Below are 14,614 nucleotides of genomic sequence, written 5' to 3'. Positions count from 1 at the left end.
GCCCCGGAATCAAAAACGCCGCCAACCTATTGGGTTTGCGGCGTTTCTTTGTTGCGGGGGCATGCGGCGCCCCCTCTCCCCAGCGCCATCAAGTCCCGATACTTGACCTGCAATTCGTCCAGGCCCTCCACCCGGTCGGGATCGACGATGATGCAATCCACCGGGCAATGCTCAATGCATTGCGGGTAGTCGTAGTGGCCGACGCATTCGGTGCAGCGGTTGGGATCGATCACGAAGATCTCCTCGCCCTGGGTGATGGCCTCGTTGGGGCATTCCTGCTCGCAGACGTCGCAATTGATGCACTGGTCGGTGATCAGCAGGGCCATGGGCGGAGTCTCCTTGGTCAGATGAGCAGGTAGAGGGCGGCCAGCCCCGCCGACAGGCCGGTGAAGACGATCCTGGCGCGGACACCCGGCGCCAGGACCCACCCCAGCATTCCGCTCCAGGCGAGGCCCAGGGCGACAAAGACCGACCGCAGCCAGGGCAGCAGGTCCAGGCGCTCCACCAGGGCCAGAGAATGCTCGACCGCCCCCAGGAACAGCCCGAACCCGGCCAGGGGGATCAGGGCATAGGCCAGACGCATCCATCCCCGTCGTCCCGCCGCCAGCAGCAGCCACGCGGCGACGGCGCCGCCCAGCCCCAGGGCCACGGCCGGGATGGCGACAATATCGCCGGTCCAATGAAATCCGGCGAAGCTCAGGCCCACCAGCACGAAGCAGATGCCCACCGCGTCCCAGGGCCGCGCCTCGTCGTCCCGGAGCGTGGCGATCTCCGAGCCCAGGGGCCGCCACGCCAGTTCCACCGCCCCGCGATGGCCCGAGCAGCGGCCGCACATGTTGCACTTCTCGTTGCTGGTCAGCCGCCGTACATCCAGCAGCAACGGGCAGTCCACCGGCTTTGGCGCTGGTCGCGGCGCCGCGTCCCAGCGGGCGCGATCCACCTTGAAATGCAGGACCGAGGCCCGCGCCAGCAGCGAGAACACGCTGCCCGCCGGGCAGAGATAGCGGCACCACACCCGGCGCCCCCGTCCAAACCACAACCCGGTGGCCAGGGCGAGGAGCGACATGCCGCCCACCGCCGCCAAGGTACCCCAGGCGGAGCGATGAGCGTCGGCGGCATCGCCGAACAGGGTGACGGCGGCAAAGGCCAGCAGCGGCCACCAGCCCCAGCGCAAGGCTTCGGGGGGCTTGGCGCCCTTGCCATGCCGGCTGGCGCATTCGGTGACGGTGCCGTCGGGGCACAGTACGCCGCACCAGAACTGGCCGAACACCATCACCGACAGGATCACCGCCGGCCACCAAATTCCCCAGAACACCACCTCAGCCACCCGGCCCAGACCGCTGGCCGGGATTACGACCGGCCCCAGCAACAAGACGAAATACACCGCCGCCATGGCCCATTGGACCATGCGGATAAGGTCCTGGCGACGGTGAAGAAAGTCGCCGACCGCCTTCATGCCCCCAAGCCTTTCATGCCAGCGCGTCCAGGGCACGGCGGGCCGATTTGCGCACCTCGACGTCAGCATCGTTCAAGGCCTCGGTCAGGGCGGGGACGGCCGCCGGGTCGCCGATGGCGGCCAGGGCGCCGGCGGCCTCGCGCCGCAGATTGCCGATGACGTGGGACAATTGGGCGATCAGGGCAGGCACCGCCGCGCCTGCCCTAAGCCGGCCCAGGGCCACCGCCGCCTTCTGGCGCACCTGCCAGTATTGGTCTTCAAGGGCGACGATCAAGCCATCGGCCGCTTCGGCGGGCAGCAGCTTGCCCAGGGTGACCGCCGCCTCTTCCCGCGTCTGCCAATCGGCATCGCCAAGGGCGCGCAGCAGGGCGGGCGCCGCCGCGTCCGGCGGGGCGAATCCCAGGGCCCCCACGGCGGCGCGGCGGACCTCGGCATCGCCATCCACCACCACCCGTTCGGCCAGCCCCGCCACGGCGCGGTGGTGGCGCAGATAGCCCAGCACGCGGACCGCCTCCAGCCGGACCGAGGCCAGGGGATCGCCGAGAGCGTCCAGGGCCGGTTCCAGCGCGCCCTCCTGGCGCAGCTTGCGCAAACCGGCCAGGATGGCCGCCCTTGCTTCCCCCCGCGCCCCTTCCAGTCGGGCCAGCAGCGCCGGCCCGGCGGCCTCGTCGAGGATTTCGGCCAGGGATTCGGCCGCCGCCGCCCGGATTTCGGCCTCGGCATCCTCCAGGCGATCGGCCAGGGCGTTGACGCCGTCTTCGGAGGCGTCGCCATCCAGGGCCTTGACCGCTTCCAGCCGCACGCCCACGTCGTCGTCGCGGCTGGCTTGGGCGAACAGGCCGGGATGATCGTGCGCCCAGTCCGCCGCCTGCATCACCGCGATGCGGCGGATGTCAGGATCGGGCTGATCCAGGGCGGCGGTCAGGGCGGCGATTTCGGGATCGGGCATGAAAGCCTCAGCGCAGCAGGTAGGGGATGGAGACGGTGATGGCCTTGGTTGGGCAATCGTGCTGACAGGGCAGGCAGTACCAGCACTCGTCATAGGCCATGTGCACCTTGCCGTCCGGGCCAAGGGCCAGGATGTCGGTGGGGCAGACGTCGATGCAGGTGCGGCAGCCCTTGGCGGCGATGCACTTGTCGGGATCGATGGTGACGGAGGGTTGGGCGAGATGGGGCATGGGGGTCACTCCGCAGCCGTATCGATGCGCAATTCGTTATAGGCATTCCGCTCATCGTCCCCGACCGGCACGATGTAGGGGTCGACGGGGCGCTTGAAGAGTTCTGGCCGCCCGTCGGCACCCTTTTTGACCTCGACGAAGCAGAACCACTCGGCGTCGTTCCTGAAGTCGAAATCGGTGCGGTAGTGATAGAGGCCCCAGCGGCTTTCGGCGCGGTAGAGCGAGGCCAGGGCGGCCAGTTCGGCGCAATCGACGATGGCGTAGATCTCCAGCGCCCGCATCAGCTCGTGGGGCGTGTTGGCCTTGAGGCGCTTCAGGTCCTCGCGGATCTCGGCGAAGCGGACGAGGCCGATCTCCATCTTGCGGGTCACCTTGGGTGGCTGCAGGTAGTCGTTGACCATGCGGCGCAGCTTGTATTCCACCTGGGCGGGCTCCAGCCCCTCCTCGCGCAGCAGCGGCGCGAAGACCCGTTCGCGCTCGGCCGCCACCTGGGCCTCGTCCAGGTCTGGCAATTCCAGCCCGGCCACGTAATCCACCGCGTCCTGGCCAGCGATGGCGCCGAACACCATGGCGCCCAGCATGTAATTGTGGGCGACGTTGCACAGATCGCCGGCGGCGTAGAGGCCGGGCACCGTGGTCCGCGCGTTCTCGTCCACCCAGACGCCCGAGGCGGAATGGCCGCCGCACAGTCCGATCTCGGAGATGTGCATCTCCACCAGATCATGGCGGTAATCGGTGTGGCGGCCCTGATGGAACAGGCCGCGGGTCGGGCGCTCGGTAATGTGCAGCACGTTCTCGATCTTGGTGACGGTCTCGTCGGCCAGATGGTCGAGCTTGAGGAAGACGGGACCATTGCCGCTTTCCAGCTCGCGCCAGAATTCCAGCATCATCTGGCCCGACCAGTAATCGCTCTTGATGAAGCGCTCGCCTTTGGCGTTGACGGTGAAGCCGCCGAACGGGCCGGTGACATAGGCGCAGGCCGGGCCGTTATAATCCTTGATCAGCGGATTGATCTGGAAGCACTCCAGCCCCGACAATTCGGCGCCGGCGTGATAGGCCATGGAATAGCCGTCGCCGGCATTGCAGGGATTCTCGTAGGTGCCGAACAGATAGCCCGAGGCGGGAAGGCCCAGGCGCCCCGCCGCGCCGGTGCACAACACCACGGCCTTGGCACGGATCACCACGAACTCGCCGGAACGGGACTCCAGCGCCAGGGCGCCGGCGATACGGCCATCGGACGCGGTCAGCAGCCGGGTGGTGGTCAGGCGGTTGCTGACCTCGACCCCCAGCTTCTTGATTTGCTTGAAGATGTGCTTCTTGATGGCGTAGCCCTCGGGCATGGGCAGGACGTAGGAGCCCATGTGGTGGACCTTCTTCACCGCGTAATCGCCGATCTCGTCCTTCTCGAACTTGACGCCCCAGGAATCCAGCTCGCGGATCATGGCTTCCGAGCGGGAGGCATAGGCCATGATCGTCTTCTGGTTGACGATGCCGTCATTGGCGATGGTGATTTCCTTGACGTATTGCTGGGGCGTGGCGTGGCCCTTGATGACGGCGTTGTTGACGCTGTCCATGCCCTCGGCGATGGCGCCCGCCCGCTTGACGTTGGCCTTGTCCAGCAGCAGCACCTTCAGCGCCGGGTTCTTCTCCTTGGCCTTGATGGCGGCCAGGGGACCGGCGGTGCCGCCGCCGATCACCAGGATATCGGTCTCCACCTGACGGGTCTTGATTTCAGTCTGCGGCATGGGGCGGTCCTTGCAAAGAGAGCGGGTCTTGACCTCACCTTGCCCGAGCCCGCCCCCGCCGTTGAGCAACTAATTGCCCGCGATTTCGACGTCGCCGCGATGGGTGGCCTAGCCGGCCCGTCGGAGAAGATGGAATCCCAGCTCCATGCCGGACGCGATGCCGCCAGCGGTGACGATGCGTCCCGCATCGACGATCCGGGCCCGGCTGAGCCGGCAGGTGGGCACCAACTGGGCCAGCCGGTCAATGGGAAGCGTGCCGATGCCTAGGGCCTCCAGCCGGTCGGGGTTCTTGCGGTTGGTGGCGGCCAGACCGTCCAGCAGACCCATGCGGGCATAGACCCACGACCCGGTGCAGACGGAGGTCAGCCGGCGAGTCTCCGGCAGGTCACGGACATAGTCGTGGAGGCGGCGGTTGTGCGGCTCCTGCTTCAGGCCGGCGCCACCACCCAGAAGCCGCGCCAGGTGATCGAACGCCTGACGCGCTATTACGAGCACGAGAACTCCAACATCCACCGCGCCGCCCATGCCCTGGCGGCCCGCTCTACCGACGCCTACGAGGCGGCCCGTGAAAAGACCCGGCGCATTCTCAATGCCGGCTCCACCGAGGAGATCGTCGTCACCTGGATGGAGCTCCACGCCAACATCGCGCCCTGGCATCAATGGCTGCCGCACCGAGGACATCGGCAAGGCCCTCGACGGCGAGGGCCTTGCCGTGCGCTCCGGCCATCACTGCGCCCAGCCCATCCTGCGCCGCTTCAGCGTGGAATCCACGGTGACGCCTCCCGTCGGGGCGGGGAGCGTAAATCCTTGTCTGTCATCCTGAGCGCAAGCCAAGGATCTTTCAGCCTGAAGCGGCCGACGCCTTGGCTTGAAAGCCCCTTCGCCAAGGCTCAGGGTGACAGCTTGTTTCTGATTTAGCGCACGATACTTCAGATGTCGTACATCAGCACCGTTTCGGCGCGCGCCTTGCTGACCCGCATGTCGGCCAGCGAGGTGTTGTCGGGAATGGCGGCGATGGCGTCGCGCACATCCTGCATGACGGCGCGGACCGTGCAGGCCGCCTCGTCCGGGCAATCCTCGCACGGGCGATAGGCAGTGCGCGACACGCACGGAATGGGGGCCAGAGGGCCGTCCAGGATGCGGACGATATCGCCCACCATGATCCGCTCGGCCGGGCGGGCCAGCACGTAGCCGCCGCCCTTTCCCTTCTTGGACGACAGCAGCCCCTGGTTCTTCATCTCGAGAAGAATGGCGTCGAGAAACTTCTTGGGGATGTGCTCGGCCTCGGCCACATCGGCGATCAGACATGGCCCCAACCCCTCGTGGCGGGCCAAGTGAACCATGGCCTTCAGGCCGTATTTCGCCTTGCTTGAGAGCATAACCCCATCCAATCAATAGACTGATAGGAAAGACCAGCTTTCCGTCCCGGTCAAGCCGCCAGTTTGCGCCGCAGGTGATTGAGCAGATCCATGCGGGTCACCAGCCCCAGGAATCGCTCGCCATCGACCACGATGGCCACCCAGCCGCGATCGAACAACGGCAGCAGCCGTTCCGGCGGCGTTTGGGGCGTCACGGTCTCTATCTTGCGGGTCATGGCGTCCCTCACCGGCAGGTCGAAGCCGAACTTGCCCTCGGCCAGGGCGATCAAAACGTCGGATTCGTCCAGCAGCCCGATGCAGCGATCCCCCACCACCACCGGCACCTGCGACACGTCGTTGACCCGCATGCGGTTGTAGGCGGTGGACAGGGTGTCGTCGGGGCGCACGGTGATCGCCGCCCCTTCGTCATGGCGCCGCGAGATGAGATCGCGCAGATCGCCATGCTCGTCTCGCTGCAGCAACCCCTGGTCGGCCAGCCAGGATTCGTCGTGCAGGCGCGACAGGTGGCGGTTGCCCGCGTCGCAGACCAGGGTCGCTACCCGCTTGGGCGCGGTCTGCTCGCGGCAATAGCGAAGCGCTGCGGCCAGCAGGGTGCCCGACGACGAGCCGACCAGCAGCCCCTCGATCCTCAGCACCAGCCGCGCCGTGGCGAAGCTTTCCCGGTCCGAGACCGAATAGGCGCGAGTGACGCGGGAAAAGTCGCTGACCATGGGGATGCTGTCGCCGCCAATGCCTTCCACCAGCCACGACCCGGCCTCTCCCACCCGGCCGGTGCGGACGTAATCGGCCAGCACCGAGCCGCGCGGGTCGGCCAGCACCATCTCGGTCGCGGGCGACCGGCGGGCAAAGAAGCGTGACAGCCCGGTGAGGGTGCCGCCCGAACCCGCCCCCGCCACCACGGCGTCCACCCGGCCACCCATCTGCTCCCACAATTCCGGGCCGGTGCCGTCCTCGTGCGCCGCCGGATTGGCCGGATTGTTGAACTGGTCGATGAAATGGGCACCGGTCTCGGCCGCCATCCGCGTCGCCGTCGAACAGGCCGCCATCACCGTGGAAGGCGGCAAGCGTATTCCGCTCACTCCCGGCATGGCCGTCTCCACCGAGGTGAGGACCGGGACCAGAAAGCCCATCGAATATGTCCTGGCGCCGTTGCAGAGGTACAAGGACGAGAGCGGGCGGGAACGGTAGATATGTCCCGGCATGCGTGACCTTGCACTGCGGAGCTTACCCCCCTGCTTACCCGGCTCCCCTTCGGATCCCGGCCCCAGAAACGGCAAAACGCCGCCAGTCGATTGAACTGCGGCGTTTTTGATTGGTTGCGGGGGGCGCGCAACCAGTTTTAGTTGCGCTTCGATTACGCCCGACTTCCTCTCGCGAATTTGCTCCAAAACCCCCGCAGACGGAAGGAAGGAAAATCACCATGAAGGTTGTGAAAAAGGAAACCCTGCTGGATCGCTGGCTGCTGGTGGGCGAGATGGCCAGGGACAGGCGTTTGAACGACGCGGCACGAAGGATCGGTTGGTTCCTTTTGAACCGCGTCAATCAAGACACCAGGACATGCTGGCCGAGCTACGAACGCTTATCTGAGGATTCTGGACTCGGCCGCGCCACAGTCGCCCGGGCAATCAATATGCTGATCACCTGCAGCTATTTCGGTTACCGCAAGAGCGGAGGCAAGCGTCAGGCCAATTATCCCGGCGAGGAGATTGGCCGCACCAATACCTATATTCCCATTTACGAGAGCGACCAACGACCCGCAAGACTGTCGTCTCTCGTCGATGACGAGTGAACTCCCCCCGGAAAGTGGACACGGACTTCCCCCTCCCCTACCGGGGCTGATAATCCCGTATCAACGATGGCCGCATCAGTCCCACCAGCCCGACGGAACCGTCTCAGATCGTCACGTGATCAGTTTCAGATGATGGCCGCAATCGTCTCATGGCCCTCAGTCACCCGTCCAGCAACTCGCACGGAGCCGTCCTGACGGCTGGACGCAAACACCACCATTAATCCGACCAGGAACCCGCCCAATAATTCTACGACCAAAATCGTTAGAGAACTGATCATGCAGAGCCCGCAAAAACCCAAGACACCACTCCATACGGCCCTGCCTATCGATGCCGAGTGGATCTCTGACCCCAAATGGACCTTTGCCTGCTGGAGATCTAAGGTCACATTTGCGCCCATCCACGTCATTTATGAAGGGCGGCGCCATCGCCAACAGCAGTCGTTTCCGTACGCCACGCAGTTTCAAAGCGCGGAATCGAATCGTCGGATAGTTAACATCTCTACGGGGCAGATTCTGATGGTACCAGAAGCATTTCGCTTTGTGCTGAAGTGGCGAGCCGTCGTGATCAAAACGGATACACTCTGACCTTGGTGGCTTGGGGCAATCATCCTACCGGAATCCGAATGGTGAAGATCGCCCCATGTTCCGGCTCTCCGCCGACCACAATCTGACCACCGTGCTTGTTCACCACCACGTCGTAGCAGATGGCCAGCCCCTGGCCCGTCCCTTTCCCGACCTCCTTGGTGGTGAAGAACGGATCGAAGATGTGCTGGGCGATTTCGTCGGAAATGCCGGTCCCGGAGTCGGAGATCCGGATCTCGGCCCAGTCGCCGCACAGCGCGGTTTCGGCGGTGATGGTTCCCGGCAGCGGCTTGCCCGATTCCTCGATGGCATGGGCCGCATTGACGATCAGGTTCAAGAAGACCTGATTCATCTCGCCGGGATGGCAGTTGACCAGCGGCAGAGCCGGGTCGAAGCGGGTTTCCATCCGGGCGACGTGCTTCCATGTGTTGCGACAGACCACCAAGGTGCTGTCCAGGGCACGATTGATATCGACTGCCGTTTTCTGCGACGTGCCGGGATGGGAAAACTCTTTCATGGACAAGACGATTCGCGCCACCTGCGCCACGCCCTCCAGGGATTGAGTAACTGCGGGCAAGGTCTCTTCCATCAGGAAGTCGAGCCCAGCCGCATCGTAATGCTGCAGGAATTCCTCGGTCTTGCCGGCATCGCCTTCCCCAACCCGCCAGCTTTCCGCCAGGGCTCGCGCCTCGCTCAGCAGCGGAAACACCGCTTCGGCGGCCGATTGGATGAAGGCGAGATTGTCGCCCACATACTGGATGGGCGTATTGATCTCGTGCGCGATGCCCGCCGCCAATTGGCCGACGCTGGCCATGCGTGACGCCTGAAGTGCCTCGATTTGGGCCTGCTTCAACGCCTCGGTGCGTTCTTCGACAAGGCGTTCCAACTGGGCATGCTGATCGGCCAACTCCAACTGAGCCTGACGGGCGCGCTCTTCCGCCCGCGCCTCGCGGGTCACGTCGGCGCCGATGCCGCGATAGCCGATGAAGGCGCTGTCCTGATCGTAGAAGGGCATGCCGCTGATGCGCACGATCTTCTCGTCCTTGCCGTCCACCGGACCGATATGGAACATCAGGTCGCGGAAGGGCCGGTGGTTGGCTAGATCGTCGGCATGGGTCCGGGCCAGGTCCGCATCGAAATCGGACAGCCCCACGTCGAAATAGGTGTAACCGAGAATGGCCGACGGCTTGACCCCCAGGATGGCACCGATGCGGTCGGAGACGAAGGTCAGGCGATAATCGGTGTCGGTCTCCCAGAACCAGTCCGACGCAGATTCGGCCAGATCGCGGAAACGTCCCTCGCTTTCGGTCAGGGCCGCTTCGCGATTGGCCACCGAACTGCGCATGATCTCGAACGCCGAAACCAGATTGCCGACCTCGTCCGCCGAGGAAGGCGGCAGGACGACGTCATACTGCCCCTTGGACAGAAGGTTGCTGGCCTCCACCAGCCGCCGCAGGGGCGAAATGACCATCCGGGTCTGCAGCCCCACCACCGCCATGGTGCCCAGGATCAGGATCAGGGCCACGACCACTTCCAGACCGTAGACCACCGAGAGGGCGGGCGCCACCAGGGTTTCCTGGTCGACCTCCATGCTCAACTCTCCCAGCCGGCGGCCGGCGGCGCTGACCGGAGCGGTAAGGCGAAGGTTGGAGCCCGGCTGGGTGTTCGACTGAAGCAAGGGGTAAAGACGCAATCCTGCCGGGCTGGTCAAGGTCAAGGACCGCCACCAGGAATGCTGCGCCTTCGACTCGCCCATGGTCTCGTGGATCTTGGCCAGGTCACTGGCCTGCACGTCAGGGGCGATCGCCAGGGCCAGCAGGCTGAGGGCGCGCTGCTCGCTGCTGATCCGCTCGGCCACCAGCGTCTTCTTCAGCGTATCGAACGCGATGAAGTGCATAGACGCCAATACGCAGGCCGCCAGCAACAGCAGGGGAATGAGGAGCTTGGACCGGATGCTCATTGTTCGACGTAAAACGCCTCCAGCCCGAGGTTGCGCAAGGCATCGTAGTCACTGTCCAAGGCAATCCCTATGGTCTTGATGGGAATCCCGTCCAGCAGGGCATCGCCTTTCGGCGTTGTCCCTAGGGCGATCATGGCCTGCTGCACTTTCGCCGCTATGTCGGCGGGCACGCGGGGATGTGCCGCCAGGGGATGGGGGGTATAGCGCTCGGTCTCGTAGATGACGGTCAGCCCGTCACGCACTTCCGGCTTTTGCTGGTCGAAGGTGGCGCGAATTCCACCGGCGGCATCGGCCTGGCCCATCATGACGTTGAGATAGGCCGAATCATGGGATTTGACGTAGAGCTCTGTAATCCTGATCCCCAGCTTGCGCGAGAATTCGGCGCGGGGAATGAGGGCGGCGCCCATGGCGTTGGGAGCGGGAAACGCCACCTTGCGGCCGTCGAGCATCCGAACCTCGGTCAAGCCTGAATCCTTGCGCACCACCACGATGCCAGACAGCTTCTCCTCCACGTCGCGGATCAGCGGCTTGTAGCCCTGCCGCTGATGGGCAACCACGTAGTGGTAGGGATTCATGTAGGCGAAGTCGTAGGTACCGCCATGTAGTCCCTTTTCGAAGACCGGGATGGTGGTCTCGGTCACCAGAGTGAAGCGCGCCCCGGTCGTCGATTGCAAATGATCGATAATGGGGCGCCAGACCGCCTCGATCCGACGCAGATCGAATTGCGGCACGACCGCCAGGGTGTAGGTGGCAGGCTCGGCCCTACCCTCCCCGGCATGCCAGCCAAACACCATGATCGCGGTCAGCGCCGTCTTGAAAGGGGTCCATGCCATTCCACACACTCCTTTGCTCGGCGGGCTAAAGCCGACCGGCGCGACGAACCCGCACGGGATCGCGGAATTTGTACATTTTGTGCAGATTCTGCAGGCGAACGAACAAGGCGTCGGTGATGGTCTGGCCGGCGGCCAGAACCAGTTTTCCGTTTTCCAGTTCCAGCTGGACCTCCAGGATGTCGCCGGGACGCAGCCCGGTACTGGGGATCTCCAGTCTGGTGAGGGCGGCTTCGTCGACAACCATGGCGGATAGGCCGCGGGCGGCGGCGGTCAGCACTGCCGGGTCGAAACGCCCCTGCATTTTTTCCAGTGACGGGAAGGCGGCCCGCGTCAGCTCGCCCGAACCGATCTCATCCAAGGCCAGCAGGACGTGCAGAATGCGGGCATTGAGCGGAATGTCCTGCCCCGACTTGCCGCCTTGCGGCAATCCCTTGCCGGTGAACCACTTGTCCTGATAGGCGATGGCCTCGGCCACCTGGGCCATGCGGGGGATCTTGCGGACCAGGGCGGCCCCCGTCTCGGGAACCCGCGAGAGCATTTCCTCCTCCACCGGCGTCAGACGCTGTCCAGACCGATGGCGGGCCAGCACTTCCGGCGGCACCGAGATCTCGCCGATCCGCGCCAAGGTCGCGGCTAGTTCCAGTTCCCACGGAGAGTCCATGCCCATGGATGCCGCGAGCTGCAGCGACCAGCCGCGCAGGCGTAGAGAACGCTGGAAACTTTCCGGCGCCACCATTGACAGCACGTCGTTCATCAGGGCGATGCTGCCCGAAAGCGTTCCTTCCAGTAGAACCTTCTCGGCGGTGATCAACCGATATTGCCGGATGCCGGCCAGGATGCCCTCGGTCAAGACGGCCATGGAGCAGGGCTTATTGAAGAAGCGGAAGATCTGGCCGGTATTGATGGCCTCCACCGCCGTCTTCTGATCGGCATTGCCGGTCAGCATGATGCGGCTGGTGTCCGGAGAGGCCTCGTGGAACCGCCGCAGCACTTCGACCCCGTCCATGCCCGGCATGCGCATGTCGCACACCACGACGGCGAAAGGCCCTTCATTCTGAGCCTTTCCCAGGGCCTCGATGCCGCCCTCGGCGGTGGTGATGTTGAGCTTTTGCCCAAGAAGCCGCTTGATGCCGGCCAGCAGGTTGGCGTCATCATCGACCACCAGGATCTTGTCGCTGAGTTCGGACATCATGTGTCCTCCTTACGGACGGTATCGACGATCTTGGCCCAGGACGCGATTTTCGCCGTGACGCCGACCCGCCCGAGAAACGCCATGTCCAGACCGTCCGTCCAGGCGGCCATGGAATCGGCTCCCGCAGGAACCGGCTTGATCAGATGCTGGGCGGCATGAACCGCCACCAGGGGCGATAATTCCGCGTTGGAATGGTATTCGCACCGGCTGGGCTCGTGGTGGTAGAGCACGGCTTCGACCACCGGATCGGTGAAGCCCCACAGCCCCAGCAGAATGAGCTACTCCCCGGAAATTGGACACTGACGGAAGCTACGATCTGATGTTTGCTGATCCCCAACTACGAGGAGATCAGAGATGTCGAAGCGCAGGAACCATGACGCGGCCTTCAAGGCGCGTGTCGCCCTTGAGGCGCTGAAGGGCGAGCGGACGGTATCGGAATTGGCGTCGGCCTATGGCGTCCATCCGACCATGATCCATCAATGGAAGAAGTCCCTGCTGGACGGGGCGGCGGAGATCTTCGAACGCGGGGCCAAGAAGAAGGCCGAGGTGGACGAGGATACGGTGCGATCCCTGCACGCCAAGATCGGGGAGCTGGCCGTGGCCAACGATTTTTTGTCTCGAAAGCTCAAGCCGTGGACCGGCAAGTGAGGCGGACCATGATCGAGCCCAAACACCCGGCGCTGTCGATCGGCGCCCAGTGCCACCTGCTGTCCATTGCGCGATCATCGTTCTATTACGAGCCCTTGGGCGAGACGGAGGCAAACCTGGAGCTGATGCGGTTGATCGACCGCCAATTCCTGGAAACGCCGTTCTATGGTGTCCGTCAGATGGCTTGGCATCTCCAGAACGAGGGCCACCCGGTCAACGTCAAGCGCGTCCGGCGGCTGATGCGGCTCATGGGCCTGATGCCGATCTACCAGAAGCCCAACACCAGCAAGCCCGCCAAGGGCCACAAGACCTATCCCTACCTGCTGCGGGGCCTGCGGATCGACCGGCCCAATCAGGTCTGGTGCGCCGACATCACCTATCTGCCCATGCGCCGGGGATTCCTTTATCTGATCGCCATCATGGACTGGGCCACCCGGAAAGTGCTGGCCTGGCGCATCTCCAACACGCTCGAGGCCGACTTCTGCGTCGAGGTGCTCAACGAGGCCATCCTGCGCTTCGGCCCGCCGGAGATCATGAACACCGACCAGGGCAGCCAGTTTACATCCTTCGCCTGGATCGACCGGCTGAAGCGGGCCGGAACCCGCATCTCCATGGACGGCAAGGGCCGTTGCATCGACAACGTCTTTATCGAGCGCCTGTGGCGGTCCCTAAAATACGAATGCGTCTATCTCCATGCCTGGGAAACCGGCTCGCAAGCAAGGGCCGGGATCGGACCCTGGATCACCTTCTACAACCACAAACGGCCCCACGCCGCCCATGGCGGAAGGACCCCCGCCGTGGTCTACTGGAACACCATCAACCAAACCGATCAGCAGGCCCGGAGAGTAGCTTAAACTTCCCCGAATTCTGTCCAACCAATGGGGAGTAGCTCAGAACTCCCCCCAGTTCCGCGTGGGTCGCGCCCAGGGCATCCCTCTCCGCGGCGATGATGCCGCCGCCCGAACGATCCAATCCCCGGCGCACTTCCGCCATGACGTCCGGCCAGTTGGAAAACAGCAGCAACGAACCCACATGGGCCAGCATCCCGGCGCATTGGGTCTGGTCCAGGGCCGCCTGGCCAAGCCCGTTGGCCTCGGCGATCTTGCGGGCCAGCGCACCGATCTGCAGGCTGCGCTGTTCCAATTGACGCAAGACGTCGCAATCGATGCCGCAGCACCGGAACGCCTCGAAGATACCCGCCATCACCGTCAAGGCCCGAAGCATTTCAAAGCCCAGCATCTTGACCGCCTGAAGCACATCGGTGATGGCCGACGGAATGTAGAAGAAGCCGGAATTGGTCAGCTTCAGCAGATTGACGGTCAAACCGACATCGGAGGAAATGATTCGCGCCACCTCGGAGGCCGAACCGTTGGGCGACTGAAGCTCGGCGAACAGCGCGGTCAACGCCCGGGGCAAGGCGGGGATGGACGTGGCGCCTGCGACCAGGGCCAGCAGCGCGGGGCTACGCAACGTGCGGCGGACGCTCAGCGCGCGGCGGATGGCTTCGACCAGCACCTGGGGCTGGCACGGCTTGACATAGTATTGATGGGCGGGGCCGACAGTGCGGAAAATGGCCTCCCGCTCGGAAAAGCCCGAAAGTACGATGCGCGCCGTCTCGGGCTGCAGGGTCCTCACCCGGTCGAGCAGGGCCGCTCCGTCTATGCCCGGCATCCGCATGTCGGTAACGACCACGTCGATTGCCTCGGCCTCCAGAATGGCCAATGCCTCAAGCCCCCCCAGGGCGAAGCGCATGTTCCACTCGTTGCGCTGGCCATAGAGGCTGCGGCGCAGGCCGTCCAGAACGCCTTTCTCGTCATCGACGAACAAGATGGTCGGTAGCGCCCTGTCCATC

At 64.5% G+C, this 14,614-nt stretch carries 17 protein-coding genes and 1 pseudogene; 5 read left to right on the top strand and 13 right to left on the bottom strand.

What is annotated here, in order from left to right; all coding sequences use genetic code 11:
* Positions 1 to 26 precede the first annotated feature (26 nt).
* From AMB_RS05420 to AMB_RS24950, 6 genes are all read right to left on the bottom strand, one after another.
* Entirely contained in the window at positions 27 to 326 is a 300-nt protein-coding gene (locus AMB_RS05420) for a YfhL family 4Fe-4S dicluster ferredoxin (RefSeq protein ID WP_011383473.1), read from the bottom strand.
* Positions 327 to 343: 17 nt separating this feature from the next.
* Positions 344 to 1,456, bottom strand: a complete 1,113-nt coding sequence (locus tag AMB_RS05415) for a 4Fe-4S binding protein (RefSeq protein WP_011383472.1) — start codon at positions 1,454 to 1,456, stop codon at positions 344 to 346.
* A gap of 13 nt (positions 1,457 to 1,469) precedes the next feature.
* A complete protein-coding gene (locus AMB_RS05410; protein ID WP_011383471.1) occupies positions 1,470 to 2,405 on the bottom strand; it encodes a HEAT repeat domain-containing protein in 936 nt (311 codons plus the stop codon).
* A gap of 7 nt (positions 2,406 to 2,412) precedes the next feature.
* Positions 2,413 to 2,634, bottom strand: coding sequence for a 4Fe-4S dicluster domain-containing protein (locus AMB_RS05405; protein WP_043746075.1), 222 nt, complete (start codon positions 2,632 to 2,634; stop codon positions 2,413 to 2,415).
* A 5-nt stretch (positions 2,635 to 2,639) separates the two neighbouring features.
* On the bottom strand, positions 2,640 to 4,379 hold the full coding sequence (locus AMB_RS05400) for a fumarate reductase/succinate dehydrogenase flavoprotein subunit (protein WP_197531979.1): 1,740 nt from the start codon (positions 4,377 to 4,379) through the stop codon (positions 2,640 to 2,642).
* A 108-nt stretch (positions 4,380 to 4,487) separates the two neighbouring features.
* Positions 4,488 to 4,874 carry a hypothetical protein gene (locus tag AMB_RS24950; RefSeq protein WP_197532018.1) on the bottom strand — a complete coding sequence of 129 codons (387 nt, stop codon included), beginning with the start codon at positions 4,872 to 4,874 and terminating at the stop codon, positions 4,488 to 4,490.
* Here AMB_RS24950 and AMB_RS26950 point away from each other — a divergent pair.
* Positions 4,842 to 4,940, top strand: a pseudogene (locus tag AMB_RS26950) (hypothetical protein); the annotation flags it as partial. The gene AMB_RS24950 and the pseudogene AMB_RS26950 overlap by 33 nt on opposite strands.
* Entirely contained in the window at positions 4,903 to 5,202 is a 300-nt protein-coding gene (locus tag AMB_RS26305) for an aminotransferase class V-fold PLP-dependent enzyme (RefSeq protein WP_407636039.1), read from the top strand. The pseudogene AMB_RS26950 and the gene AMB_RS26305, both read left to right, overlap by 38 nt.
* 106 nt (positions 5,203 to 5,308) lie before the next feature.
* Here AMB_RS26305 and AMB_RS05390 read toward each other — a convergent pair whose 3' ends face one another.
* Positions 5,309 to 5,758 (bottom strand): RrF2 family transcriptional regulator, encoded by a 450-nt coding sequence (locus tag AMB_RS05390; protein WP_011383467.1) that lies wholly within the window; start codon positions 5,756 to 5,758, stop codon positions 5,309 to 5,311.
* A gap of 50 nt (positions 5,759 to 5,808) precedes the next feature.
* Positions 5,809 to 6,777 (bottom strand): pyridoxal-phosphate dependent enzyme, encoded by a 969-nt coding sequence (locus AMB_RS05385; protein WP_231848990.1) that lies wholly within the window; start codon positions 6,775 to 6,777, stop codon positions 5,809 to 5,811.
* On the opposite strand from AMB_RS05385, the gene AMB_RS25795 reads away from it, so the two are divergent.
* Both AMB_RS25795 and AMB_RS05375 read left to right on the top strand, forming a co-directional pair.
* Positions 6,749 to 6,946 carry a hypothetical protein gene (locus AMB_RS25795; protein WP_043746062.1) on the top strand — a complete coding sequence of 66 codons (198 nt, stop codon included), beginning with the start codon at positions 6,749 to 6,751 and terminating at the stop codon, positions 6,944 to 6,946. The two genes, AMB_RS05385 and AMB_RS25795, sit on opposite strands and share 29 nt — an antisense overlap.
* Before the next feature lie 232 nt (positions 6,947 to 7,178).
* A complete protein-coding gene (locus tag AMB_RS05375; protein WP_011383465.1) occupies positions 7,179 to 7,547 on the top strand; it encodes a helix-turn-helix domain-containing protein in 369 nt (122 codons plus the stop codon).
* 604 nt (positions 7,548 to 8,151) lie between these two features.
* Here the strand turns inward: AMB_RS05375 and AMB_RS23185 are convergent.
* Genes AMB_RS23185 through AMB_RS05350 form a run of 4 tightly spaced genes read right to left on the bottom strand, consistent with a single transcriptional unit; the run spans position 8,152 to position 12,356 of the window.
* Positions 8,152 to 10,089 carry an ATP-binding protein gene (locus AMB_RS23185; protein WP_011383463.1) on the bottom strand — a complete coding sequence of 646 codons (1,938 nt, stop codon included), beginning with the start codon at positions 10,087 to 10,089 and terminating at the stop codon, positions 8,152 to 8,154.
* Entirely contained in the window at positions 10,086 to 10,922 is an 837-nt protein-coding gene (locus tag AMB_RS05360) for a phosphate/phosphite/phosphonate ABC transporter substrate-binding protein (RefSeq protein ID WP_043743505.1), read from the bottom strand. Before AMB_RS05360 ends, AMB_RS23185 begins: the two co-directional genes overlap by 4 nt.
* Before the next feature lie 25 nt (positions 10,923 to 10,947).
* On the bottom strand, positions 10,948 to 12,114 hold the full coding sequence (locus AMB_RS05355) for an HD domain-containing phosphohydrolase (RefSeq protein ID WP_050750636.1): 1,167 nt from the start codon (positions 12,112 to 12,114) through the stop codon (positions 10,948 to 10,950).
* Positions 12,111 to 12,356 carry a hypothetical protein gene (locus AMB_RS05350; RefSeq protein WP_043743503.1) on the bottom strand — a complete coding sequence of 82 codons (246 nt, stop codon included), beginning with the start codon at positions 12,354 to 12,356 and terminating at the stop codon, positions 12,111 to 12,113. The genes AMB_RS05355 and AMB_RS05350 overlap by 4 nt, the downstream gene beginning before the upstream one ends.
* Positions 12,357 to 12,468: 112 nt before the next feature.
* Here AMB_RS05350 and AMB_RS05340 point away from each other — a divergent pair.
* A protein-coding gene (locus AMB_RS05340; RefSeq protein ID WP_407636032.1) for an IS3 family transposase occupies positions 12,469 to 13,616 on the top strand; the annotation gives its coding sequence in 2 pieces (ribosomal slippage) (positions 12,469 to 12,730 and positions 12,730 to 13,616; 1,149 coding nt in all).
* On the opposite strand, the gene AMB_RS05335 is transcribed toward AMB_RS05340, so the two are convergent.
* Positions 13,579 to 14,613: an HDOD domain-containing protein gene (locus AMB_RS05335; RefSeq protein ID WP_011383459.1), complete on the bottom strand. Its 1,035-nt coding sequence runs from the start codon at positions 14,611 to 14,613 to the stop codon at positions 13,579 to 13,581. The genes AMB_RS05340 and AMB_RS05335 overlap by 38 nt on opposite strands.
* Position 14,614: the final 1 nt, after the last annotated feature.

The organism is Paramagnetospirillum magneticum AMB-1, assembly GCF_000009985.1.
GTDB lineage: Bacteria > Pseudomonadota > Alphaproteobacteria > Rhodospirillales > Magnetospirillaceae > Phaeospirillum > Phaeospirillum magneticum.
The sequence above is the reverse complement of the archived record's forward strand: the minus strand, read 5'-3'. Positions and strand labels throughout refer to the sequence as shown.

Bases quoted from the DNA above. Each gene is read 5' to 3' on its own strand.
- AMB_RS05420 (WP_011383473.1), bottom strand. From the start codon at position 326: ATGGCCCTGCTGATCACCGACCAGTGCATCAATTGCGACGTCTGCGAG.
- AMB_RS05415 (WP_011383472.1), bottom strand. From the start codon at position 1,456: ATGAAGGCGGTCGGCGACTTTCTTCACCGTCGCCAGGACCTTATCCGC.
- AMB_RS05410 (WP_011383471.1), bottom strand. From the start codon at position 2,405: ATGCCCGATCCCGAAATCGCCGCCCTGACCGCCGCCCTGGATCAGCCC.
- AMB_RS05405 (WP_043746075.1), bottom strand. From the start codon at position 2,634: ATGCCCCATCTCGCCCAACCCTCCGTCACCATCGATCCCGACAAGTGC.
- AMB_RS05400 (WP_197531979.1), bottom strand. From the start codon at position 4,379: ATGCCGCAGACTGAAATCAAGACCCGTCAGGTGGAGACCGATATCCTG.
- AMB_RS26305 (WP_407636039.1), top strand. From the start codon at position 4,903: ATGCCCTGGCGGCCCGCTCTACCGACGCCTACGAGGCGGCCCGTGAAA.
- AMB_RS05390 (WP_011383467.1), bottom strand. From the start codon at position 5,758: ATGCTCTCAAGCAAGGCGAAATACGGCCTGAAGGCCATGGTTCACTTG.
- AMB_RS25795 (WP_043746062.1), top strand. From the start codon at position 6,749: ATGAAATGGGCACCGGTCTCGGCCGCCATCCGCGTCGCCGTCGAACAG.
- AMB_RS05385 (WP_231848990.1), bottom strand. From the start codon at position 6,777: ATGGCGGCCGAGACCGGTGCCCATTTCATCGACCAGTTCAACAATCCG.
- AMB_RS05375 (WP_011383465.1), top strand. From the start codon at position 7,179: ATGAAGGTTGTGAAAAAGGAAACCCTGCTGGATCGCTGGCTGCTGGTG.
- AMB_RS23185 (WP_011383463.1), bottom strand. From the start codon at position 10,089: ATGAGCATCCGGTCCAAGCTCCTCATTCCCCTGCTGTTGCTGGCGGCC.
- AMB_RS05360 (WP_043743505.1), bottom strand. From the start codon at position 10,922: ATGGCATGGACCCCTTTCAAGACGGCGCTGACCGCGATCATGGTGTTT.
- AMB_RS05355 (WP_050750636.1), bottom strand. From the start codon at position 12,114: ATGATGTCCGAACTCAGCGACAAGATCCTGGTGGTCGATGATGACGCC.
- AMB_RS05335 (WP_011383459.1), bottom strand. From the start codon at position 14,613: ATGGACAGGGCGCTACCGACCATCTTGTTCGTCGATGACGAGAAAGGC.